Annotated in this window: 20 protein-coding genes and 1 tRNA gene; 13 read left to right on the forward strand and 8 right to left on the reverse strand. The window is 57.2% G+C overall.

Annotation, left to right across the window (positions count from 1 at the left end):
• Positions 1–10: 10 nt before the first annotated feature.
• The 3 genes from CPJ18_RS01630 to CPJ18_RS01645 all read right to left on the reverse strand — a co-directional run bounded on the left by CPJ18_RS01630 (position 11) and on the right by CPJ18_RS01645 (position 3,643).
• Positions 11–1,546 (reverse strand): sugar ABC transporter ATP-binding protein, encoded by a 1,536-nt coding sequence (locus tag CPJ18_RS01630; RefSeq protein WP_167397806.1) that lies wholly within the window; start codon positions 1,544–1,546, stop codon positions 11–13.
• Positions 1,547–1,756: 210 nt separating this feature from the next.
• A complete protein-coding gene (gene rhaS / locus CPJ18_RS01640; protein WP_103656729.1) occupies positions 1,757–2,767 on the reverse strand; it encodes a rhamnose ABC transporter substrate-binding protein in 1,011 nt (336 codons plus the stop codon).
• 45 nt (positions 2,768–2,812) lie between these two features.
• Positions 2,813–3,643 carry a DeoR/GlpR family DNA-binding transcription regulator gene (locus CPJ18_RS01645; protein WP_103656730.1) on the reverse strand — a complete coding sequence of 277 codons (831 nt, stop codon included), beginning with the start codon at positions 3,641–3,643 and terminating at the stop codon, positions 2,813–2,815.
• Between the two features lie 203 nt (positions 3,644–3,846).
• On the opposite strand from CPJ18_RS01645, the gene CPJ18_RS01650 reads away from it, so the two are divergent.
• Positions 3,847–5,940: a bifunctional rhamnulose-1-phosphate aldolase/short-chain dehydrogenase gene (locus tag CPJ18_RS01650; RefSeq protein WP_103656731.1), complete on the forward strand. Its 2,094-nt coding sequence runs from the start codon at positions 3,847–3,849 to the stop codon at positions 5,938–5,940.
• An 18-nt stretch (positions 5,941–5,958) separates the two neighbouring features.
• On the opposite strand, the gene CPJ18_RS01655 is transcribed toward CPJ18_RS01650, so the two are convergent.
• Entirely contained in the window at positions 5,959–6,117 is a 159-nt protein-coding gene (locus CPJ18_RS01655) for a YqaE/Pmp3 family membrane protein (protein WP_082453484.1), read from the reverse strand.
• Positions 6,118–6,208: 91 nt separating this feature from the next.
• Here CPJ18_RS01655 and rhaI point away from each other — a divergent pair, with 91 nt between their 5' ends.
• Both rhaI and CPJ18_RS26715 read left to right on the forward strand, forming a co-directional pair.
• The gene (rhaI, locus tag CPJ18_RS01660) at positions 6,209–7,501 is read left to right on the forward strand and encodes an L-rhamnose catabolism isomerase (RefSeq protein ID WP_103656732.1); all 1,293 of its coding nucleotides are present in this window, start codon (positions 6,209–6,211) and stop codon (positions 7,499–7,501) included.
• 144 nt (positions 7,502–7,645) lie between these two features.
• Positions 7,646–7,810: a hypothetical protein gene (locus tag CPJ18_RS26715; RefSeq protein WP_167397807.1), complete on the forward strand. Its 165-nt coding sequence runs from the start codon at positions 7,646–7,648 to the stop codon at positions 7,808–7,810.
• A gap of 396 nt (positions 7,811–8,206) precedes the next feature.
• Here the strand turns inward: CPJ18_RS26715 and CPJ18_RS01665 are convergent, their stop codons facing one another.
• From CPJ18_RS01665 to CPJ18_RS01675, 3 genes are all read right to left on the reverse strand, one after another.
• Complete coding sequence (locus CPJ18_RS01665) at positions 8,207–8,488, reverse strand: hypothetical protein (RefSeq protein WP_103656733.1); 282 nt, start codon at positions 8,486–8,488, stop codon at positions 8,207–8,209.
• A 217-nt stretch (positions 8,489–8,705) separates the two neighbouring features.
• Positions 8,706–8,781, reverse strand: a tRNA-Thr gene (locus tag CPJ18_RS01670).
• Between the two features lie 119 nt (positions 8,782–8,900).
• Complete coding sequence (locus CPJ18_RS01675) at positions 8,901–9,857, reverse strand: NAD(P)H-dependent flavin oxidoreductase (RefSeq protein WP_103656734.1); 957 nt, start codon at positions 9,855–9,857, stop codon at positions 8,901–8,903.
• 289 nt (positions 9,858–10,146) lie between these two features.
• Between CPJ18_RS01675 and CPJ18_RS01680 the strand changes: the two genes are divergently transcribed.
• Positions 10,147–11,310, forward strand: a complete 1,164-nt coding sequence (locus tag CPJ18_RS01680) for a hypothetical protein (RefSeq protein ID WP_103656940.1) — start codon at positions 10,147–10,149, stop codon at positions 11,308–11,310.
• Positions 11,311–11,416: 106 nt separating this feature from the next.
• Here CPJ18_RS01680 and ppk2 read toward each other — a convergent pair whose 3' ends face one another.
• Positions 11,417–12,298 (reverse strand): polyphosphate kinase 2, encoded by an 882-nt coding sequence (gene ppk2 / locus CPJ18_RS01685; RefSeq protein ID WP_103656941.1) that lies wholly within the window; start codon positions 12,296–12,298, stop codon positions 11,417–11,419.
• A gap of 151 nt (positions 12,299–12,449) precedes the next feature.
• On the opposite strand from ppk2, the gene phoR reads away from it, so the two are divergent.
• The 9 genes from phoR (at position 12,450) to CPJ18_RS01730 (ending at position 21,441) form a co-directional block, all read left to right on the forward strand.
• Positions 12,450–13,721: a phosphate regulon sensor histidine kinase PhoR gene (gene phoR, locus CPJ18_RS01690; RefSeq protein WP_103656735.1), complete on the forward strand. Its 1,272-nt coding sequence runs from the start codon at positions 12,450–12,452 to the stop codon at positions 13,719–13,721.
• A gap of 212 nt (positions 13,722–13,933) precedes the next feature.
• Positions 13,934–14,968 carry a substrate-binding domain-containing protein gene (locus CPJ18_RS01695; RefSeq protein ID WP_077119438.1) on the forward strand — a complete coding sequence of 345 codons (1,035 nt, stop codon included), beginning with the start codon at positions 13,934–13,936 and terminating at the stop codon, positions 14,966–14,968.
• 271 nt (positions 14,969–15,239) lie between these two features.
• Positions 15,240–16,724: a phosphate ABC transporter permease subunit PstC gene (gene pstC, locus CPJ18_RS01700; protein WP_103585094.1), complete on the forward strand. Its 1,485-nt coding sequence runs from the start codon at positions 15,240–15,242 to the stop codon at positions 16,722–16,724.
• Positions 16,721–18,043 carry a phosphate ABC transporter permease PstA gene (gene pstA / locus CPJ18_RS01705; RefSeq protein WP_103585093.1) on the forward strand — a complete coding sequence of 441 codons (1,323 nt, stop codon included), beginning with the start codon at positions 16,721–16,723 and terminating at the stop codon, positions 18,041–18,043. Before pstC ends, pstA begins: the two co-directional genes overlap by 4 nt.
• Before the next feature lie 14 nt (positions 18,044–18,057).
• The gene (gene pstB, locus CPJ18_RS01710) at positions 18,058–18,873 is read left to right on the forward strand and encodes a phosphate ABC transporter ATP-binding protein PstB (RefSeq protein ID WP_077105303.1); all 816 of its coding nucleotides are present in this window, start codon (positions 18,058–18,060) and stop codon (positions 18,871–18,873) included.
• A 94-nt stretch (positions 18,874–18,967) separates the two neighbouring features.
• Positions 18,968–19,684 carry a phosphate signaling complex protein PhoU gene (phoU, locus tag CPJ18_RS01715; RefSeq protein WP_077105302.1) on the forward strand — a complete coding sequence of 239 codons (717 nt, stop codon included), beginning with the start codon at positions 18,968–18,970 and terminating at the stop codon, positions 19,682–19,684.
• A gap of 31 nt (positions 19,685–19,715) precedes the next feature.
• A complete protein-coding gene (gene phoB, locus CPJ18_RS01720) occupies positions 19,716–20,399 on the forward strand; it encodes a phosphate regulon transcriptional regulator PhoB (protein WP_045229896.1) in 684 nt (227 codons plus the stop codon).
• A 380-nt stretch (positions 20,400–20,779) separates the two neighbouring features.
• Positions 20,780–20,989, forward strand: a complete 210-nt coding sequence (locus tag CPJ18_RS01725) for a cold-shock protein (protein ID WP_067648892.1) — start codon at positions 20,780–20,782, stop codon at positions 20,987–20,989.
• Positions 20,990–21,219: 230 nt separating this feature from the next.
• Positions 21,220–21,441 (forward strand): hypothetical protein, encoded by a 222-nt coding sequence (locus CPJ18_RS01730; protein ID WP_077105301.1) that lies wholly within the window; start codon positions 21,220–21,222, stop codon positions 21,439–21,441.
• Positions 21,442–21,451: the final 10 nt, after the last annotated feature.

The following is a 21,451-nucleotide window of genomic DNA, read 5'->3' on the forward strand; positions in this document are numbered from 1 at the left end:
TTTGCTCCTCTCACGCATTGCCCGTGGCGGCGCGCACCAGCTTCTCGGCTGAAAAATCGGCTCGTTCGAACATGCCCGCCATCAGCCCCTCGCGCATCACGATGGCGCGGTCGGACATGCCAAGAATTTCCGGCAGTTCGGATGAAATCATGACGATCGACAGTCCCTCGGCGGCCAGTTCGCTGATGAAACCGTGCACGGCAGCTTTGGAGCCGATATCGATGCCCTTGGTCGGCTCATCCAGAATGATGACCTTGGGCTGTGTCGCCAGCCATTTGCCGATAACCACCTTCTGCTGGTTGCCGCCCGAGAGCGTTCCGACGGGCACGGAAAGGGCCGCCGCCCGCAAATCCAGCCGCGACGCATATTTACGCGCCAGCGCAAATTCATTGGCCGCCGTCAGAAAGCCCTTGCGCGATGTGCGAGCAAGGGACGGCAGTGACATATTCTGATAAATCGGTAAATCCAGCGCCAGCCCATGCCTTCCGCGCTCTTCCGGCACATAAACGATGCCAGCGCGGATCGCATCTTCCGGTGAACGAATGGAAAGCGGCTCGCCATTCAGCGTGAGCGTGCCGGAGGCGGGGCGGGTGATGCCGAACAGGGACTGGCAAAGCTCCGAGCGCCCCGCGCCGATCAACCCGTAAAGGCCGAGAATCTCGCCCTTGCGCAGATCGAAGGAAATGTCGCGAAACTCGGTATCGTGGCAGTAACGTTGCACCGAAAGCGTGGTCGCGCCGATATTGACCGCCTGTTTCGGAAAGGCGTCCTTCACATCGCGCCCCACCATCAGCCGGACGATCTCGTCCTGCGGTGTCTGCACTAGGTCGCCAGAACCGACCATCTTGCCATCGCGGAAAACCGCATAGCTTTCGGCGATTTCATAGACCTCATCGAATTTGTGGCTGATGAAAAGGATGGCCTTGCCCTGCCGCTTCAGATTTTCCACAATGCGGAAGAGGTCGTCGATTTCCTTGCGCGACAGTGCCGCCGTCGGCTCATCCATGATGACAATGCGGGCTTCGACGGACAGTGCGCGGGCAATCGCCACCAGATGCCGCTGCGCAATCGACAGGTCTTTTAACCGAATGGTTGGATCGATCTTGCTTTCCAGCCGCTCCAGCAGCGCGCGGGATTTCTCGTTGATCGTCCTCCAGTCGATCAGCCCGAAACGGGCTTTCGGCGCATGGCCGAGGAATATGTTTTCACCCACCGACAGTTCATCGAACAGCACGGTTTCCTGATGAATGGCGGTAACGCCGGCATCGATGGCATCCTGCGCGCTGTGAAATGTAACGGGCTGCCCATCCAGCAGGATTTCGCCTTCATTGGGGCGGTAGATACCGGTCAGGATTTTGACGAGTGTGGATTTGCCTGCGCCGTTCTCGCCGATGAGGGCAGTGACCTTACCAGGGTAGAGCGCAATGTTGACGCCATCCAGCGCTTTGACGCCGGGGAATATCTGGCTGATGCCGCGCATTTCGAGAATGGGCGAGGTGTTTGAGGCCTCGTGCGCTTCTGCAATTTTTGTTTCAACACGCATCATCTAATTTCTTTGATTTGTGGGTGGGGCGACCCCCCTCTGTCCTGCCGGACATCTCCCCCACAAGGGGGGAGATCGACCTGCGGCAGCCTCTCGGCTATCTCGAACGCTTGCGAAAAAAGTATTGGGTGAGCGCCCAGCCGATCTCCCCCCTTGAGGGGGAGATGCCCGGCAGGGCAGAGGGGGGTAAGCCCCACCCTCAACGCCATCACCTCAGAAAATCTTCGAGAACTGATCGATGTTCTTCGCGTCGTACACAAACGGATCGGCCATCGCAGCTTCGCTGTTTTCACCGACCTTGATCTTGCCCATGCGTCCGGCTTCGATCTCGCTGCCCGGCTTGCCATCCGCATCACCCTTCACAAGGTGGTAGGCGATCTGGGTGGCGGAATAGCCGAGGTCGATGGGGTTCCAGATGGCGAATTCCTTGGTGGCACCCGACTTGATGGCACCGGCCATTTCGGAGGGAAGACCGAGGCCGGTCACGAAGACTTGGCCGATCTTGCCCGCATCCTTCACCGCCTGCGATGCAGCCAGCACGCCGACCGTGGTCGGTGCCACGATGACCTTCACATTCGGCTGAGATGTGAGCAGGCCCTGTGCTTCGCGGTAGCTCTTGTCGGCCAGGTCATCACCATAGACGGTGGTCACGAGGTTGAGGCCGGGGAAGTCCTTCAGCTGCTTCTTCATCTCGTCGATCCAGATATTCTGGTTCGTGGAGGTGGTGGTGGCAGAGAGAATAGCAAAGTCACCCTTGCCGCCTTCCAGATGCGCGGCTGCGAGCTGCAGGCACATCTTGCCAATCAGCGCGTTGGAAGATGGGTTGAGCTGTAGAATGCGACCTGCCGGTGCAACACCGCTATCCCAGGAAATAACCTTGATGCCGCGCTGTGCAGCCTTCTTCAGTGCTGGCACCACCGCATCCGGGTCGTTGGCCGAAATCGCAATGGCATCCACGCCCTGCGCGATCAGCGAGTTTATGACTTCGATCTGGCCTTCGGCTGTCGTCGTCGTCGGGCCGGTATAGATGATTTCGACGCCACCCAAATCCTTGGCAGCTTCCTGCGCGCCCTTGTTTGCCGCTTCAAAGAAGCCGTTGCCGAGCGATTTGACCACAAGCGCGATCTTGATGTCTTTGGCCTGCGCCATGCCGCCAAATCCGGCAACGCCGATGGCGACGCTGAGCGCCAGTGCCTGGCTCAGTTTTCTGCGTGTCAGTTTCATGTTGGTTCTCCTCCCGATTAAACCTTATTCCCGCTGCGGTGCTCCTCAAGCGACCGAAGCGGAATCCTCTTCGTCCGGCGGTCGCGATACTTGCGCACCCGCAACCGCTCCGGCCACGATCAACGTCACGCCCGCCGCCTCCACCATCCGTGCCGCCTCGTCGGAAATGCCCTCATCGGTGATGATGGTTGAGACATTTTCCAGCGGGCAGAGAATGAGGCTCGAGCGTTTGCGGAACTTGGAAGAGTCGATCATCACGATCAGCTCTTCCGCCTGCCGCATCAATTTCTGTTCGCTCTGAATGACGAGCGCATCGGATTCCATGATGCCGAGCGAGCCAACACCCTGCGCGCCGATGAAGATGCGCCGCGCATAAAAATTGCGGATCGCGTCATTTTCGAATGGCGACAATATCAGGCTCTGGTCGCGGTAAATCGCGCCGCCGGGCACGCTGACATTGCATTTGGAGTGCTTGACCAGATGCTCTGCAATCGCAAAAGAATTGGTCATGACCTGCAAACGGCGGGCCGAGAGATAATGCACCATCTGGAACGTTGTGGTGCCACCATTGATGATGATGGCGTCGCCCTCTTCGCAGAGATCGACGGCCTTGCGTGCAATTGCGCGTTTCTTATCGATATTGACCGATTCAGACACGCGGAATGGTCGTGCGGCGAGGTTTCCAAGCTGGGGCGGATGCACCGCTTCGGCCCCGCCACGTACGCGCCGCAATTTGCCCTGCACATGCAAAGACGCAATATCCCGGCGGATCGTCGCTTCGGAAGCGTCCGTCAACTCGGCAATATCCTGCACCGTCACCACAGGCTTTTCCTGTATGGCGCTTAGGATAATGCGATGTCGTTCGCTCTCGTGCATGGGGTCCTCCTGAACATCAGTTATTCGTAAAGTTTTTACGTTGTCAATCAAGTTCGATCAAAATAAACAATGCTGCATCGCACAATGAAAATATATGATCGTTTATGATTGACATTGCGCTTTTGATTGCGCGATATCTCCCGTCAATGGGAGGCGGGCTGCTTCGATGAGTCCGCGAATAACCGATATGGGAGGATATTGCGATGGGACAGACCCGTCTTCTCGACAACCGCTGGGATGATGCCTACGCCGCGACACTCGATGAGCCGGGCAAGCTGCTCTATCGCTCCAACCTGTTGGGCGCAGACAAGCGCATCACCAATTACGGCGGCGGCAACACCTCGGCCAAGGTTCTGGAAACCGACCCGCTGACGGGCGAAAAAGTCCGCGTCATGTGGGTCAAGGGCTCCGGCGGCGATGTCGGCACCATCAAGCTGGATGGCTTTGCCACGCTCTATCTCGACAAGCTGGAAGCGCTCAAGGGCATCTACAAGGGTGTGGAAGACGAAGACCGCATGGTCGGTTTTCTGCCTCACTGCACCTACAATCTCAACCCACGCGCGGCCTCCATCGACACGCCGCTACACGGCTTCGTACCGTTCGATCATGTCGATCACATGCACCCCGATGCGATCATCGCCATTGCCGCCTCGAAGAATTCAAAAGAACTCACTCAGCAGATTTTCGGCGATGACATCGGCTGGCTGCCATGGCGTCGCCCCGGCTTCCAGCTGGGTCTCGACCTCGAAGCCTTCGTCAAGGCGAACCCCACGGCCAAGGGCGTGGTGCTGGAAAGCCATGGGCTGTTTACGTGGGATAATGACGCAAAGAAATGCTACGAACTGACGCTTGAGATCATCAACAAGGCCATCGAGTGGTTTGCTAGGGAAACCGAGGGCAAGACCATTTTTGGTGGCGCGGTGGTGAAGAGCCTGTCACCGGAACAGCGCCGCGACATCGCAGCCCGCCTGATGCCGGAGATTCGTGGTCGCATCGGTCGTGAGGAGCGCAAGCTCGGTCATTTCGATGATCAGGATGCGGTGCTGGAGTTTGTCAATTCCAGGGATTTGAAGCCGCTCGGTGCGCTCGGCACATCCTGCCCGGACCATTTCCTGCGCACCAAAATCCGCCCGCTGATCCTCGATCTCGATACGGCAAAGCCGGATGTGGACGTGCTTCTGGCAGGTCTCGATCAGGCGCTGGAGGATTACCGCGCCGATTACGTCAGATATTACGAAAGCTGCAAACACGATAATTCGCCTGGAATGCGTGACCCGAACCCGGTGATCTTCCTCATCCCCGGCGTTGGCTTGCTGTCCTTCGCCAAGGACAAGGCGACGGCGCGCATCGCGGGTGAGTTTTACGTCAACGCCATCAATGTCATGCGCGGTGCGTCCACGGTTTCCGAATATCAGGGCCTGCCGGAGCAGGAAGCTTTCGACATCGAATACTGGCTGCTGGAAGAGGCAAAGCTTCAGCGCATGCCGAAACCCAAGAGCCTGGCAGGGCGCGTGGCCTTCATCACCGGCGGTGCCGGTGGCATTGGCCGTGCGACCGCGGAGCGCCTTGCAAATGAAGGTGCCTGCGTGGTGTTGGCGGATATCGATGAAGGCACCTTGGAAGCCACCAAGGGCGATTTCGAGAAGCGTTTTAGCACTGATGCGGTGCGTAGCGTTAAGCTGGATGTGACGAAGGAAGACGCCGTTCTCTCCGCCTTCACCCAGGCCAGCGTCGAATTCGGCGGCGTCGATATTCTGATATCCAACGCGGGCATTGCGTCCTCGGCACCGGTCGAGGAGACGACGCTTGCCATGTGGAACAAGAATATCGATATTCTCGCCACTGGCTATTTTCTGGTTTCGCGGGAAGCCTTCCGCCTGTTCCGCCGCCAGAACCTCGGCGGCAACATTGTCTTCGTCGCCTCCAAGAACGGCTTGGCTTCGTCGCCGAATGCATCGGCCTATTGCACGGCAAAGGCTGCGGAAATCCATCTGGCCCGCTGCCTTGCACTGGAAGGGGCCGATGCCGGCATCCGCGTCAATACGGTCAATCCTGATGCGGTTCTACGCGGCTCTAAAATCTGGAACGGGGAGTGGCGTGAACAGCGTGCGGCATCTTCCAAGATCGAAGTAACCGATTTGGAGGAACATTACCGCAAGCGCTCATTGTTGAAGCTGAATGTCTTGCCTGAAGACATTGCCGAAGCGATTTACTTCCTCGCTTCGGATGCCTCAGCAAAATCCACCGGCAACATCATCAATGTCGATGCTGGCAATGCGCAGAGCTTCACCCGCTAATCGCGGGTGAAAGACCTTTTATCGGCGCAGGATGACCCAAATGGCATGAATGATGCCGGGGATATATCCGCACAGCGTCAGGAGAATGTTGAGCCAGAACTGTAGGCCAAGGCCGACCTGAAGAAATACGCCGACCGGCGGCAGGAAAATGGCAAGTAGAATGCGAATAACGTCCACGATTGAATATCCCGTCTGTTTGTTTCCAGACACATAACGTGGGGAGCGCGGAATTGGTTCAATCGCGGGAGGAGAGGAACGGGAGGACAGCATGACCGAATTGAAAATAGCGGCAGATATCGTTGATCGCGAAAATGAAAAGCGCGCGAGCGCCCATCAGGCAGATTACGAGGCGCTGGGCGCGCATCTGGCGCGCCGCAACATTGATATCGAGGCGATCATCGCGCAGGTGTCAAAATTCTTCGTCGCCGTTCCCTCCTGGGGCGTCGGCACCGGCGGCACGCGCTTTGCCCGCTTCCCTGGCAAGGGAGAGCCACGCGGCATTTTCGACAAGCTGGACGATTGCGCCGTCATCAACCAGTTGACGGCGGCTACCCCTAATGTCTCCCTGCACATTCCCTGGGACAAGCAAGACCCGAAGAGGCTGAAAGCCCACGCAGATGCGCTCGGCCTTGGCTTCGATGCGATGAACTCCAACACGTTTTCGGACGCGGAGGGGCAGCAGCACTCTTACAAATACGGCTCGCTGAGCCACGCAGATGCGGCAACGCGCCAACAGGCGGTCGATCACAACATCGAATGTATCGAGATCGGTAACGCTCTCGGCTCAAAGGCGCTGACGGTGTGGGTGGGCGATGGCTCCAACTTCCCCGGCCAGAACAATTTCACCAAGAGCTTTGAGCGTTATCTCTCAGGAATGGCGAAGATTTATAAGGCGCTGCCGGATGACTGGCGCATCTTTTCCGAACACAAGATGTATGAGCCAGCCTTTTATTCGACGGTGGTGCAGGACTGGGGCACGAACTACCTCATCGCCAACACGCTGGGTGAAAAGGCCTTCTGCCTTGTCGATCTCGGCCATCACGCGCCCAACACCAATATCGAAATGATCGTCGCCCGCCTCATCCAGTTCGGCAAACTCGGCGGCTTCCATTTCAACGACAGCAAATATGGCGATGACGATCTGGATGCGGGCTCGATCGACCCCTACCGCCTGTTCCTCGTCTTCAACGAACTTGTCGATGCCGACCACCGCGGCGTCGAAGGTTTTCATCCAGCGCACATGATCGACCAGTCGCACAATGTGACCGACCCCATAGAAAGCCTCATCTCCAGCGCCAACGAAATCCGCCGCGCCCATGCGCAGGCGCTTCTGGTGGACCGCACGGCCCTCGATGGCTTCCAGCAGGAAAACGATGCTCTTATGGCATCTGACACGCTGAAGCGCGCCTACCGCACCGACGTCGAGCCTATTCTTGCTGAAGCGCGCAGAAGATCACGCGGTGCCCTAGACCCTGTCGCCACCTACCGCGCCAGCGGTTACCGCGCCAAGGTCGCAGCCGAACGCCCGGAATCCAAAAGCGGCAGCGGCGGCATCATCTGATCCCATTCAGGTAACGCAGTAAACCTTAACAAACGAAGGCACGCCAAAGCGTGCCTTCACGCTTTCATAACCAAATATGTCCGTCGTTAAAGAAATGTGTTTTTCGCCCCATCATCTTCACATTCACGTTTATGTTAGGGACGCATGAAACAACAAATAGACAGATCAGGCCTGATATTCGTAGCGCTGCTGTGCGTGCTCGTAGGCATCGTGGTGAGCATCGCATTCCTGAACGGCGACAGGCAGCTTTCGCCACAAAGTCAGGACGGGACGTTGATACCGAGAACGACGACCCAGCCGCAGCAGTGATTAGCCTTCCCTTTGTCCGGTGATGCGCTCCAAATTCGCGAAGTCGATGACGGTTAAATGCTTGTCCTGTGTCGTGATGACAACAACGCCATCAATGACTGACCGAAACTGACCGTACGCTATTACACACTGATCACTGATCGCGGATATCTACTTACCGGATTCTTTATCCTTCTTCGCCTGATCGTGGTGCCACTTAATGGCGTAAAACATTCCCACACCCAAAACGATAATTTTGAGCGGCAACAGAACTACAGGGAACCAATCGACCCAATCCCCATCCATCATCTTTATCACTTCCAGACGGTATCGAAGGAATAATGCTATCTCTAGACTCTCGCTTTAACAATTTGTCTTCTTGCCGCAGCCCAGCGCCCGCTAACCCGCCGCCACTATCTAATGCCGGTTTATTCGGTCTTGAAGTGCGGCAATAACGGCATGCAAGAACTCGTTATGCCGGAGGCTTGAAGTTGCCATCACACTCTTTTCCAGCCGGTCGTGAATCTTGTTCATGAACCCGACATGGTCGAAACTATGGGCGGCAATGTTTACCTCGACCTCTTCCATATAGTGAGAAAGGTGCGGGCCCAGTTCCAGGTTTGCATCTGTCTGGTAGTGGGCCGCCATTCGCTCTGCAAGTGTCCCCATCTGGACGTAAGGGCCATAGTTCTCGCTCATTCGCTCTCCTTTTCTAACGTGAGCAAAGTACATAGGCGCGGTTGCTTGTGAGAACGAGGTGTTTCCTCTGTCCGTCGCGCAAACGTTATCTGATCGTTTCGGCTTTGCTGTGTGGGTATCGCTGCTTTGGCAGTTGCCAACGAAAAAGGCTCCGTTGTAGCGAACAAGAATGTTCCACTGTGGAAGCCGGAAGCAAGTCTTTGATTTTCAAGGAAACTGGTGCCGCTTGCAGGACTCGAACCTGCGACCCCATCATTACGAATGATGTGCTCTACCACCTGAGCTAAAGCGGCGTACCAAGCGCCGGAAAGCTGTCGGCGCTGTATAATATGGCGGGCTGATACAGGCATTGGGCCCGGATTTCAAGTCTTGAATATCGCTTGGCTCAAAAATCAGCCGTCTCTGTTCGATATCAGTTGCAAAGGCGTGATTTGGCCGTGGTGTACTCGGACGCGAGGCGGTCGACCAGAGCGGAGACGGGTTCGACGGCTTTTACGGCACCCACGCCTTGGCCTGCGCCCCAGATGTCTTTCCACGCTTTCGCGCCGCTGGTTGGTGCTCCGAAATCCATCTTGGAGGGGTCGGCCACCGGCAGATTATCGGGGTCCATGCCCGCGGCGAGGATGGAGGCTTTCATGTAATTGCCGTGAATTCCGGTGAAGTAGTTGGAGTAGACGATGTCGCTGGCCTGCGCTTCCACGATGGCCTGTTTGTAGGCATCACTTGCCCTTGCCTCTGTCGTGGCGATGAAGGGAGAGCCTATATAGGCCATGTCCGCACCCATGGCTTGGGCCGCGAGAATGGCACCGCCATTGGAGATGGCACCTGCTAGAAGTAAGGGGCCGTCGAACCATTCACGGATTTCCTGGACCAGCGCGAATGGTGATAGCGTGCCGGCATGGCCGCCAGCGCCGGTGGCGACCGCAATCAGCCCGTCTGCACCCTTGCGGATGGCGGAGCTGGCATGGCGGTTGTTGATGACATCATGCAGCACGATCCCGCCATAGGAGTGGATGGCGGCGTTGACTTCCGGCACGGCACCCAGCGACGAGATGACGATCGGCACCTTGTATTTGACGCACAGGCCAAGATCGTGCTCCAGCCGTTTGTTGGACGTATGGACGATCTGGTTGACCGCAAAGGGTGCCGCCGGTCTTTCCGGGTTTGCCGCATTATGAGCAGCCAAATCCTCGGTCATCATCGCCAGCCATTCGTCCAGCTGGCTTTCCGGGCGGGCGTTCAAAGCGGGAAACGAACCAACGATGCCTGCCTTGCATTGCGCCAGTGTCAATTCGGGATGAGAGATGATGAACAGGGGCGAGGCGACAACCGGCAGTCGAAGATTGTCCCTGAGTACGGACGGCAGCATGTTTCCTCCCATGAATGACGTTTACGCGCACGTAAGATGTAGCGAAGCCGATGTGGTATGAAAAGAGAAAAAGAATACGACCGCCGCCACGTGCATCGCCCCCGGCCCCTTCCAGAGGGCGAGTCGGGGAAATCGCTGGATTTCGAGCGCTCTTCAATGCTTTTCCCCAAGCCATTCCGCTGTTTGTGAAATACATCGCTTGCGATTGGCCAAGCGAGTCGTTACCGAATCGTAAACAACATGGCGCAATGCCGCAGACGCTTTTTGCATGGCAAGAAAAGGACGGGTCGTGAGCGGACTGGAAACGGCAATCAGGAATGCCCTGGAAAAATCGGACAGATCGAGCGCCGAGGTGCGCGCGCGGATCTACCAATCGTCGCGGCAGGCGCTGGAAGCGGGTTTGCGCAAGCAGGGCATAGAAGACCCCGAGGTGGTGGCGCAGCAGCGCCAGCGGCTCGAGACGCTCGTCCATGCTATCGAAAGCGAAGAGCGAAATCGTCTGCTCAATGTGGTTGAAGATCACGTTCGGCGTGAAGCAGCCCGTGCACCGGCTGCTCCGTCTCCTGTCCGCCAGGTTCCGCCAACCATCTCTTCCGCACAGAGTGAGGACGATGTGCTGCCAGTCGAGGCGGAGTTGAGGGGAGACGTTTCCGAGGAGACGACGACCGATCACGACACCGGAGATTTTCGTGCCGACCGTGGCGTGGTCGCGCCGGATGCCCGATCCGCGTCGGACGCGAATATGGGGTCTCTTGCCTTCACGCCACAGCGCGCAGCCAAAGCGCGGCGCAAAAAGCGGCTGGTCGCCCGGCTGTTCATTTATTTTACCCTGTTGGCGTTTCTAGGTTTCGGCGCGTGGTGGGTCTATAGTTCCGGCCTGCTGCTCAGCCCTGCCGAGCGCGATACCGGCGTTCCCAATCCGCCGCCTGAAGTGCAGTCGGAAGATTTCACCGGCGCGGAAGCCAAGCCGGAGCCGAGCCTTGAAGCCGGGCGCGGCTTTTCCGATGCCTGGAACGAGATTTTCAATGCTGACAGAGGCAATAGCGGCCTGCAAGCAGGCTCTCTGGCCGCGATCGAGGGTATTTCCACACCTGCGGGCAAGGCCGTGCGGCTGACGTCGCGTGTGGCGGAGGCAGACGGCAACGTCAGCATTGCGGTGCCGACAGAAGTGCTGCGCGAGATGGCCGGGAAATCCTCGACCATCGCCATTACGTTGCAATCTTCCAGCGACCGGCAGACGCAGCTGTCCATCAGCTGTGATTTCGGCAGCCTTGGAGATTGCGCCCGCCACCGGTTCACGGCAACGCCCGAGCGCGCCGATATGCTGATCAACGTCTCATTCGACCGGACGCTGGCCCCCAATAGTCCCGGTCGCATCGTCATCAACAGCGATATCGATGGCAACGGCCGCCCGGTCAATCTCTACTCCGTGCGGATTCTACCTGGGGAGTAATGCAGCTCCCAATGTCTTTCCCTCATTCCTGTGACAAGCACAGGAATGAGACGGCGGGCGGCGATCGCAACGCCAAGACAGTGAATGTCTTTCCCCGCCGGTTAGACTACTTCAAGAAATCCGGACCAAACCCCAGAATCTTGCCATCGATATCGCCAATCACCTTCTTGTCCTTGCCGTCATAATCCAGTGACGTCAGAATGTGTTTGATGAGGTTGATGCGGGCGCGACGTTTGTCGTTGGCGTGAATCACGGTCCAGGGAGCGTCTTCAATGTGGGTCTTCTCCAGCATCAGGTCACGCATGGCGGTGTAATCGTCCCACTTGGTCAGTGCGGCGATGTCCATGTCGGAAAGCTTCCAGGATTTCAGCGGGCTATGACGGCGGTCATGAAAACGGTCGAGCTGGGTTTCGCGACCCGTATCCAGCCAGAACTTGAACAGATAGGTGCCCTCGTGGACCACCATTTTTTCAAGCCGGGGCGTTTCCTTGAGGAAGCGCTTGTGCTCCTCCGGGGTACAGAAGCCCATGATCGGCTCGACGCCTGCCCGATTATACCACGAGCGGTCGAACATCACGAATTCGCCAGCGGTTGGAAAATGCGAGATATAGCGCTGGAAATACCACTGACCGCGTTCGGTTTCCGTTGGTTTGGTCAGCGCAACGACGCGCGCATTACGGGGGTTGAGATATTCCTTGATGACCGAGATGACCCCGCCCTTTCCGGCGGCATCACGTCCTTCGAACACTGACATCACACGCTTGCCGGTTGCCTGCAACCAGTTTTGCACTTTCACGAGCTCGATCTGTAGCGCCTCAAGCGTCTCGTCATACTCGTCGCGGTTCATCTTCTTGTCGTAGGGATAGCCGCCGGCGGAGAGCTTTTTGTCTTCAACCCAGTCCGGCAGAACCGGATCGTCAATATTGAAAATGCGGGTTTTGCCCCCGATTTGAAGTTCAACCGAACGGTCCTTGGCGTTTTCGCTCATCATGGCTCCCTGGGGTGTGGTGTTTCAGATCGGCGTCGTGGCATTGCGTTGATACAGGCTGTGGAAAAGACATAGTGATGAATCTTTGTCATGAAAGAGGGATAAAAGGTTTTGATGCGTTGATTTCGGCGTAGAAGAAAAGTGGACGACGATGGCAATCATGGAAGGTGGAGACTCATTGGGGCGATATTTGCATAGGCTTCGCAGAAGCTGGCTGCCCATTCTGGTCGTCACCATGCTCGCCGCCGTGACGCTTTCGGAATTGCGCTCGCCCTATGTTCCTCTGTTTCTCTGGTTGGGTGCGGTGCTCGCCATTCTGGCAATCAGCTCTGGCGCTGTGGTGAGATTGCCCCGGCAACATACTGCTGATGTTGTGGCTGAGGAGGAGCCGACCGTCAGTGAAAGCCAGATCGCCGGTGTGCGTTCCGGCCTTGCGGTCCTCGATACGCCGGTTTTCATTCTGGATCGCAACGCCAGCGTCCTGTTTGAAAACAATGCCGCGGACCGGGCCTTCGGAACGCTAGCGGTCGGCTCGCACATTTCCGGACGACTACGCTCTCCGGGTCTGCTGGATGTCATTCGCGAAACCATTGCCACGGGGCAACCCAATCAGGTCGAGCATTCCGAGAGATTACCTTCCGAGCGCGTCTTCATCGTCAGCATCGCGCTGGCTGAAATGCAAGGGCAGGCCAGCGCGCCGCTCTATATCCTCTCTTTCCGTGATGTCTCCGAGCTTCGCCGGATCGACCGCATGCGCAGCGACTTCGTTGCCAATGCCAGCCATGAGCTGCGCACGCCTTTGGCTTCGCTGCGAGGCTTTATCGAAACCATGCAGGGTCCAGCCCGTGATGATCCAAAGGCACGCGAGCGGTTTCTGGGCATCATGCTGGATCAGGCAACCCGCATGAGCCGCCTGGTCGATGATCTGATGTCGTTGTCTCGGCTGGAGTTGCGTGCGAATATCGCGCCGGATCAAAAGGTCGATCTGGTGCCGTTGCTGGGGCATGTGCGGGACTCGCTTCTGCCTCTGGCGCAGGACCTCGACATCACCATCAATCTGCATGTGCCGGAACAAAAGGTCGAAGTGACCGGTGATCGTGACGAGTTGGTGCAGGTGTTCCAGAACCTTGTCGAAAATGCCTGCAAATACGGCCAGGACGGCAAGGTGGTAGACGTGTTTTTGCGCGTCGATGCCGGAAAACCTGTCGAAGTCAGCGTGGTGGACAAGGGGCCTGGCATTCCCGCAGAGCATGTTCCGCGCCTGACCGAGAGATTTTACCGCGTCAGCGTTGCGGACAGCCGCTCTAAAAAAGGCACCGGTTTGGGCCTTGCAATCGTCAAGCATATCCTCACCCGCCACCGCGCCCGGCTGATTATCCGCTCGGAGCTTGAGGTCGGAACGGACTTTACCGTCAGATTTTGACATATAACGCTTTCGTCATACGTACACTTTAAAAATAATAATTTAAAATCAATGATTTAGACTGTCACAAATACTTCACTGAAGTGACATAAAAGGGTGTTGCAAGACTGATTAAGAAGAGGCGCCGGGGCAGCCCAAGTTGGGTGAGAGGGTAACACTCCTGCCGGCAGCGTCCACAAATGCCCACCGCGGGCACCCTACGGGAGATTCACATGAATATCGTTAAATTGTCCGCAGCTGCCTTGGTGGCTTCTGTCGCTTTTGCCGGCGCCGCCGCTGCTCGCGACCAGATCCAGGTTGCCGGTTCCTCCACCGTTCTGCCTTACGCAAAGATCGTTGCTGAAACGTTTGCTGAAACCTTCCCTGACTTCAAGGCTCCAGTTGTCGAGTCCGGCGGTACAGGCGGTGGTCTGAAGGCATTCTGCTCCGGCGTTGGTGAAGGCACCATCGACATCGCAAACGCTTCGCGTCCAATCAAGGCTGACGAACTTGCAGCCTGCAAGACGGCTGGCGTGACTGACGTTCAGGAAGTCAAGATCGGTTACGACGGTATCGTCTTCGCCATGGACAAGTCCAACAAGGACGTCAAGCTTGAGCCAAAGGACCTGTATCTCGGTCTCGCTGCTGAAGTCGTCAAGGACGGCAAGCTTGTTGCCAACCCTTACAAGAAGTGGTCGGAAATCAACAAGGAACTGCCAGACGTAGCGATCGCTGCTTACATTCCTGGTTCCAAGCACGGCACACGCGAAGTCTTCGAAGAGAAGATCATGGCTGATGGCTGCAAGGAAGCGAAAGCAACCGACGCTCTCAAGACCCTCGTTCCTGACGCCAAGCAGGCTGCTGCAAAGTGCATCGCAGTTCGTAAGGACGGCGCTGCTGTCGACATCGACGGCGACTACACAGAAACGCTCGCTCGTATCGACGCCAACAAGACCGGCCTCGGTGTATTTGGCCTCGCATTCTACGAAAACAACAAGGACAAGCTGAAGGTTGCGACCGTCAGCGGCGTTGTTCCTTCCACTGAAACCGTTGCAAGCGGCAAGTACCCTGTTTCCCGCCCACTGTTCTTCTACGTCAAGAAGGCACATGTCGGCGTTATCCCGGGCCTCAAGGAATATGTAGAGTTCTTCACCTCTGACGAGATGATCGGCCCTGACTCTCCACTGGCCAACTACGGCCTGGTTGCTGCACCGGAAGCTGAGCGCAAGGAAATCCGCGCGCAGTTCGAAGCTGGCAAGATCATGTAATCTTCTCGGAGGGCGCGGCATCCGTCGCGCTCTCCACCCCATCTCCGCCGGCAAGGTCTGCGTGGGTTGATAGGTCCTATTTATCGTATGGCGAAGATGTCGATAAATACGACGTATCTACCCGGAATGCCGAAGCCAAAAGGAAATACGGCACCTGTCGCGAAACCACTGGGCCCATAAGGTCCAAGACGGTTTTCGGATGATCCGATGTTCAAATAACAAAGCTGCCTGATACCGCATCCCCGCTCATGATGCGCCGAGGAAAGTCTCCATGAACACATCCATACTTTTGCTTATATTGGTGCTGATCGGCATTGCCAGTTATGTGCTTGGCTCGCGCCGTGCCATTGCGCTGGCGGGTGCTCGTCCGTCAGCCATGCATTCCCGACCGGGCTATCATGGCTCCTACGTTCTGGTCTGGGCCGTTCTTCCATCTGCGTTTATTCTGGCGCTCTGGTTGGCCGTTAGCCCGCTTGTCATCACATCGGCCGTACGCGGTGCCTTTCCAGATGACATCAAGGCGCAATCCGAAGCGCAACAGAGCCTCAGCTATGGTATGGTCGGCTCGATTGCGCGCGGCCTGCAGCGTCTGACACCGGAAGAATTTGCACAGGCGAAAGCCGATCCTGCCACGCTTCGCCCTCTGCTGGGTGCAAAGGGTGTGGCGATTGCGGGCGATCCTCAGCCTTACATGGTCGAGGCGGCTGAAACGCTCAACACGATGACGGCAGCCAGCCGCATCGGAATGGTCGTGATCGTACTGGGTGCTGCGATCGCTGGTGCGTTCTACGCCATGCGCGGCATCGCGCCACGGTTCCGGGCGCGTAACAATGTCGAGAAGGTCATTCTCGCCGCATTGCTGCTGGCATCGTCCATTGCCATCCTCACCACCGTCGGCATCGTGTTGTCGATGCTGACAGAAGCCATTCAGTTCTTCAATATGGTCCCGGCCCATGAGTTCTTCTTCGGCACGGTTTGGGACCCACGCTTTGCGGCTGCCGGTTCCTCCGATAGTGCTGGCCAGTTCGGCCTTATACCGCTGCTCGCAGGCACTCTCTATATCGGTTTCGTGGCCATGCTCGTTGCCGTTCCCGTCGGGCTTTTCTCGGCCATCTATATGGCGGAATATGCCAGCCCTCGCTTCCGTTCGGTCGCAAAACCGCTTCTAGAAGTTCTGGCCGGCATTCCAACCATTGTCTACGGCTTCTTCGCGCTCACGACCGTTGGTCCGTTCCTTCGCGATATTTCCTCGCAGATCAGCGGCCTGACGACCGGCGACTACACCAACTTCATCCAGGCACAGAGCGTCATCACCGCCGGCTTCGTCATGGGCATCATGCTGATCCCCTATGTCTCGTCGCTGTCGGACGACATCATCACCGCCGTTCCTCGCACGCTTCGCGATGGTTCGCTGGGGCTTGGTGCCACGCGCTCGGAAACCGTCAAGAAGGTCATCCTTCCTGCGGCTCTTCCCGGCATCGTCGGTGCCATCCTGATGACGGCCTCGCGCGCCATCGGCGAAACCATGATCGTGGTGCTGGCTGCCGGTGTTGCCGCCCGCCTGCAACTCAATCCGTTCGAGCCGATGACCACGGTCACCGTCAAGATCGTCAGCCAGTTGACGGGCGACCTTGAGTTCACCTCGCCGCAGACACTGGTTGCCTTTGCGCTTGGCATCACTCTCTTTGCCATCACGCTATGCCTCAATATCTACGCGCTCTACATTGTGCGCAAATACCGGGAGCAGTACGAATGACCGACGTCGTTACTCCGGGCGCCATCGCCCCAGCCGCAACGAAGAAGGTCCGGCGCGATATCGGCATCAAACGCCGCTATGCCTCCGAGCGCCGCTTCCGCACCTACGGTCTTGCCGCCATCACCTTCGGCCTGCTGTTTCTGTTTCTTCTGCTTTGGTCGGTTGTCGGCAAGGGCTATACGGCGTTCCAGCAGACCATGATCACGGTTCCGGTCGAGTTCTCTGAACAGATCATCGATCCTGACAATGTCCGCGCCCAGAACCCGGCAAAGCTGGCGACGGCCAACTATCCCGTCATCGCTCGCAATGCGGTTGCAAAGGCACTCGGCGTATCGCTGGATGACCGCACGGCCCTGCGCTCCGTCAACGCCCTGATCTCGGATAGCATCCGCGCTCAGCTGCGCGACGTCGTGGTCAAGGATCCGAGCATTATCGGCACCACGCGCACGGTTTCTCTTCTGGCGTCGGGTGATCTCGACAGCGCCGTCAAGGGCCAGATCGATCTGTCCGTCAACGAAGCCAACCGCCGCATTTCGGATCAGCAACTCGGCTGGGTCAAGCAACTGACCGATGCTGGCCAGCTTGCCAAGCAGTTCAACACCGGCATCTTCTTCAACGGCGCATCCAGCCGTCCGGAAGCATCGGGCGTCGGCGTCGCATTGATCGGCTCCTTCTATATGATGATGATCGTGCTGGTGCTGTCGCTGCCCATCGGTGTCGCCGCGTCCATCTATCTGGAAGAATTCGCGCCGAAGAACCGTCTGACGGATCTCATCGAGGTCAATATCAACAACCTCGCTGCCGTTCCTTCGATCGTTTACGGTCTGCTCGGTCTGTCTGTCTTCATCAACTTTCTGGGTTTCCCGCGTTCAGCCTCGCTGGTCGGCGGTCTGGTGCTGACATTGATGACGCTGCCGACCATCATCATCGCCACCCGCGCGGCGTTGAAAGCCGTGCCACCATCCATCCGTGCTGCGGCTCTTGGCCTTGGCGCGTCGAAAATGCAGACGATTTTCCACCATGTCCTGCCGCTTGCCATGCCCGGTATTCTCACCGGTACCATCATCGGCCTGGCGCATGCTCTTGGCGAAACCGCTCCCCTGCTGCTCATCGGCATGGTCGCCTTCGTCGCGAATTATCCGACAACACCCATGGACCCATCTACGGCCCTGCCGGTGCAGATTTACATGTGGGCGAACGAAGCAGAACGTGCCTTTGTTGAGCGAACATCTGGCGCTATCATCATCCTGCTCATGTTCCTCATCGTCATGAATGTTGGCGCAATTCTGTTGCGTCGCCGCTTTGAACGGCGCTGGTAGAGGGAGCTAAGGCTATGAACATGTTGTCGGAAGCAGCAGTTGAAAAGGCGCTGGACAAGAAAATGAATGAAGTTTCGTATAAGATGATCGGCAAGGACGTTTCCGTCTATTACAGCGAGAAACGTGCTCTCTACGATGTGAACCTCAACGTTCGCGAAAACACCGTTACAGCTCTGATCGGTCCGTCCGGTTGCGGCAAGTCGACGTTCCTGCGCACCTTGAACCGCATGAACGACACGATCGATGGTTGCCGCGTTGCCGGCAAGATCACGCTCGATGAAGAAGATATTTACGATCCGATCATCGATGTGGTGGAACTGCGTGCCCGCGTCGGCATGGTGTTCCAGAAGCCGAACCCGTTCCCGAAGACGATCTATGAAAACATCGCCTATGGTCCGCGCATCCACGGTCTCGCCCGCAACAAGGCCGACATGGACCAAATCGTAGAAGCCAGCCTGCAGAAGGCCGGTCTTTGGAACGAAGCGAAGGATCGCCTGCACGAATCCGGTACCGGTCTGTCCGGCGGTCAGCAGCAGCGTCTTTGCATCGCCCGCGCCATTGCCGTTTCGCCTGAAGTCATCCTCATGGATGAGCCCTGCTCGGCGCTGGACCCGATTGCGACTGCCAAGGTCGAGGAGCTGATCCACGAGCTGCGCGCAAACTACACCATCGTCATCGTGACCCACTCCATGCAGCAGGCGGCCCGCGTGTCTCAGCGTACCGCCATGTTCCACCTCGGCCATCTGGTCGAAGAGAACGATACCGACAAGATGTTCACGAACCCGGATGATCAGCGCACGCAGGACTACATCATGGGTCGCTTCGGCTGATCCCGTCGTCTGTTGTGTGATGAGACATCCACGCCAACCCGCTTGAGCCTGGTCAGGCTTGCGGGGCGGCGTCACGAAACTGGAGAATTCGACCATGCCGACACATTCCCACATCATGTCCGCCTATGATGACGAGTTGAAGTTCCTCACCCGCCGGATCGCCGAAATGGGTGGCCTTGCCGAACAGATGTGCGCCGACGCCGTGCGTGCGCTCGTCAATTCGGACTCTGCACTGGCGCAGAAGGTGATCTCGGACGACACAATTCTGGACCACGCCGAACGCGAAATCGGCGACAAGGCGATTGTTACCATCGCCAAGCGGCAGCCAATGGCCGCAGACTTGCGCGAAGTCATCGGGACGCTGCGCATCGCAGCCGATCTCGAGCGCGTGGGCGATCTTGGCAAGAACACCGCCAAGCGTGTTCTGGCCGTTTCCGGCACCGGCGTTCCGCGCAAGCTGGCGCGTGGCATCGAGCATCTTTCAGAGCTGGCTCTGGTTCAGCTCAAGGAAGTCCTCGACGTTTACTCGACCCGCTCCGTGGAAAAGGCCCAGGCCATCCGTGAACGCGACGAAGAAATCGACGCGATGTACACATCGCTGTTTCGCGAATTGCTGACCTATATGATGGAAGATCCGCGCAACATAACCACCTGCACGCATCTTCTCTTCTGCGCCAAGAACATTGAGCGCATCGGTGACCACGCCACCAACATCGCCGAAACCATCTACTACATGGCCACCGGCAGCCAGCCGGAAGGCGAACGTCCGAAGGACGATAGTTCCAACACGCTCGGCGCAGTCACCGAGTGAATTCCTTATAAGACTGGCGGAGTCCCTAGCCATGGTGCCGAAAATCGCAGTTGTCGAAGATGAAGAGGCGTTGAGCGTTCTTCTTCGATACAATCTGGAATCCGAAGGTTACGACGTGGATACGATTCCGCGTGGTGACGAGGCGGAAATCCGCTTGCAGGAACGCACACCGGATCTTTTGATCCTGGATTGGATGCTGCCGGGCGTTTCCGGCATCGAGCTTTGCCGCCGTCTGAGAATGCGCCCTGAAACCGAACGGCTGCCGATCATCATGTTGACGGCACGCGGTGAGGAGAGCGAGCGGGTGCGCGGTCTGGCCACCGGTGCCGACGACTACGTGGTCAAGCCCTTCTCCACGCCAGAACTGATGGCGCGGGTCAAGGCAATGTTGCGCCGTGCCCGTCCGGAGGTTCTGTCTTCGGTTCTGAAATGCGGCGATATCGAGCTGGATCGCGAAACCCACCGCGTTCACCGCAAGACCCGTGAAGTGCGCCTCGGGCCAACCGAATTCCGCCTGCTGGAATTCCTGATGGTGTCTCCCGGTCGGGTTTTCTCGCGCTCCCAACTGCTCGATGGCGTCTGGGGTCACGATATCTATGTGGATGAACGCACTGTAGACGTTCATGTCGGCCGCCTGCGCAAGGCGCTCAACTTCTCCAACATGCAGGATGTCATCCGCACCGTGCGCGGTGCGGGTTATTCCATGGAAGCCTGATATGGGGCAGGGAGCATTGGTTTGCTCCCACTAAAAACCGAGATGCGTCACGCTAAGCTAAATATAACACCGCTCCGAAAGGGGCGGTGTCTTGCGTTATCTTGCCCCTTGAAAGTACCATCAAAGCCCTTTCGGGCCGGGCTTTTGGGATCGATATGAAAATCCCGTCAAACCCTAAATTGAAAATTTCGGAATTATAAGTTTGACTATAGGGCGATAACCGTCTATCAATGGCTCATCGATCTTTTGCTTGCTGAGCTTTGGTTACCGCGCGATTAGCACCGCGCTTTGAACTAACCCTTCCTTTCAAAAAAATCGCTGTACTCGCACGTAGGGCTTCTGTCCTGCGATCTATAACATATGCTTTGAAAGGGTTCATTATGACCACAGGCACAGTAAAATGGTTTAACTCCACCAAGGGCTTCGGCTTCATTCAGCCTGACAACGGCGGCACAGACGCATTCGTACACATCTCCGCTGTAGAGCGTGCAGGTATGCGCGAAATCGTTGAAGGCCAGAAGCTGAGCTACGACCTTGAGCGCGACAACAAGTCGGGCAAAATGTCTGCTTGCAACCTGCAGGCTGTATAATACGGAATCTGCTTTCCATTGACCACGGATGTACTGGCACTGTTGAAAGCATGAGACCAATCGAGGTCAGGCAGGTTGCCTGGCCTTTTTTTGTGCCGCTCGGCGGCCAAGCGCTTGAAGGTATTGCATCGTCGAGATGCACGAATACGCTTCAGGGACTAAATCTGCGTATCGTTCTTTTTAAAAAATCGATTCCGATTTTCAGTGCGATGCGGTAAGAAGGGAAATCCATGTCTGACGCTCACAGCAAATCTCGCAAGCAGGCTGAAATCGCCTTCGGTGCCACGCAATCGCAGTTTTTTGCGCGCGGCCGTGCCGTTGATGAACTCAACTCCATTGCCCAGGCTCGCGACGAAAAGACCATCCGGTTGCGCGAAGCGCGCCTTGCGAAAGAACTGGACGACAGCATGAAGCCCGCAATCATCCCAACGAAACGCGCCAAAAAATCCTGACCCCCGGTCG

It is taken from the genome of Agrobacterium rosae (genome assembly GCF_002915175.1).
GTDB classification, from domain to species: Bacteria; Pseudomonadota; Alphaproteobacteria; order Rhizobiales; family Rhizobiaceae; genus Agrobacterium; species Agrobacterium rosae.

Bases quoted from the DNA above. Each gene is read 5' to 3' on its own strand.
- CPJ18_RS01630 (WP_167397806.1), bottom strand. From the start codon at position 1,546: ATGATGCGTGTTGAAACAAAAATTGCAGAAGCGCACGAGGCCTCAAAC.
- rhaS (WP_103656729.1), bottom strand. From the start codon at position 2,767: ATGAAACTGACACGCAGAAAACTGAGCCAGGCACTGGCGCTCAGCGTC.
- CPJ18_RS01645 (WP_103656730.1), bottom strand. From the start codon at position 3,643: ATGCACGAGAGCGAACGACATCGCATTATCCTAAGCGCCATACAGGAA.
- CPJ18_RS01650 (WP_103656731.1), top strand. From the start codon at position 3,847: ATGGGACAGACCCGTCTTCTCGACAACCGCTGGGATGATGCCTACGCC.
- rhaI (WP_103656732.1), top strand. From the start codon at position 6,209: ATGACCGAATTGAAAATAGCGGCAGATATCGTTGATCGCGAAAATGAA.
- CPJ18_RS26715 (WP_167397807.1), top strand. From the start codon at position 7,646: ATGAAACAACAAATAGACAGATCAGGCCTGATATTCGTAGCGCTGCTG.
- CPJ18_RS01665 (WP_103656733.1), bottom strand. From the start codon at position 8,488: ATGAGCGAGAACTATGGCCCTTACGTCCAGATGGGGACACTTGCAGAG.
- CPJ18_RS01675 (WP_103656734.1), bottom strand. From the start codon at position 9,857: ATGCTGCCGTCCGTACTCAGGGACAATCTTCGACTGCCGGTTGTCGCC.
- ppk2 (WP_103656941.1), bottom strand. From the start codon at position 12,298: ATGAGCGAAAACGCCAAGGACCGTTCGGTTGAACTTCAAATCGGGGGC.
- phoR (WP_103656735.1), top strand. From the start codon at position 12,450: ATGGCAATCATGGAAGGTGGAGACTCATTGGGGCGATATTTGCATAGG.
- CPJ18_RS01695 (WP_077119438.1), top strand. From the start codon at position 13,934: ATGAATATCGTTAAATTGTCCGCAGCTGCCTTGGTGGCTTCTGTCGCT.
- pstC (WP_103585094.1), top strand. From the start codon at position 15,240: ATGAACACATCCATACTTTTGCTTATATTGGTGCTGATCGGCATTGCC.
- pstA (WP_103585093.1), top strand. From the start codon at position 16,721: ATGACCGACGTCGTTACTCCGGGCGCCATCGCCCCAGCCGCAACGAAG.
- pstB (WP_077105303.1), top strand. From the start codon at position 18,058: ATGAACATGTTGTCGGAAGCAGCAGTTGAAAAGGCGCTGGACAAGAAA.
- phoU (WP_077105302.1), top strand. From the start codon at position 18,968: ATGCCGACACATTCCCACATCATGTCCGCCTATGATGACGAGTTGAAG.
- phoB (WP_045229896.1), top strand. From the start codon at position 19,716: ATGGTGCCGAAAATCGCAGTTGTCGAAGATGAAGAGGCGTTGAGCGTT.
- CPJ18_RS01725 (WP_067648892.1), top strand. From the start codon at position 20,780: ATGACCACAGGCACAGTAAAATGGTTTAACTCCACCAAGGGCTTCGGC.
- CPJ18_RS01730 (WP_077105301.1), top strand. From the start codon at position 21,220: ATGTCTGACGCTCACAGCAAATCTCGCAAGCAGGCTGAAATCGCCTTC.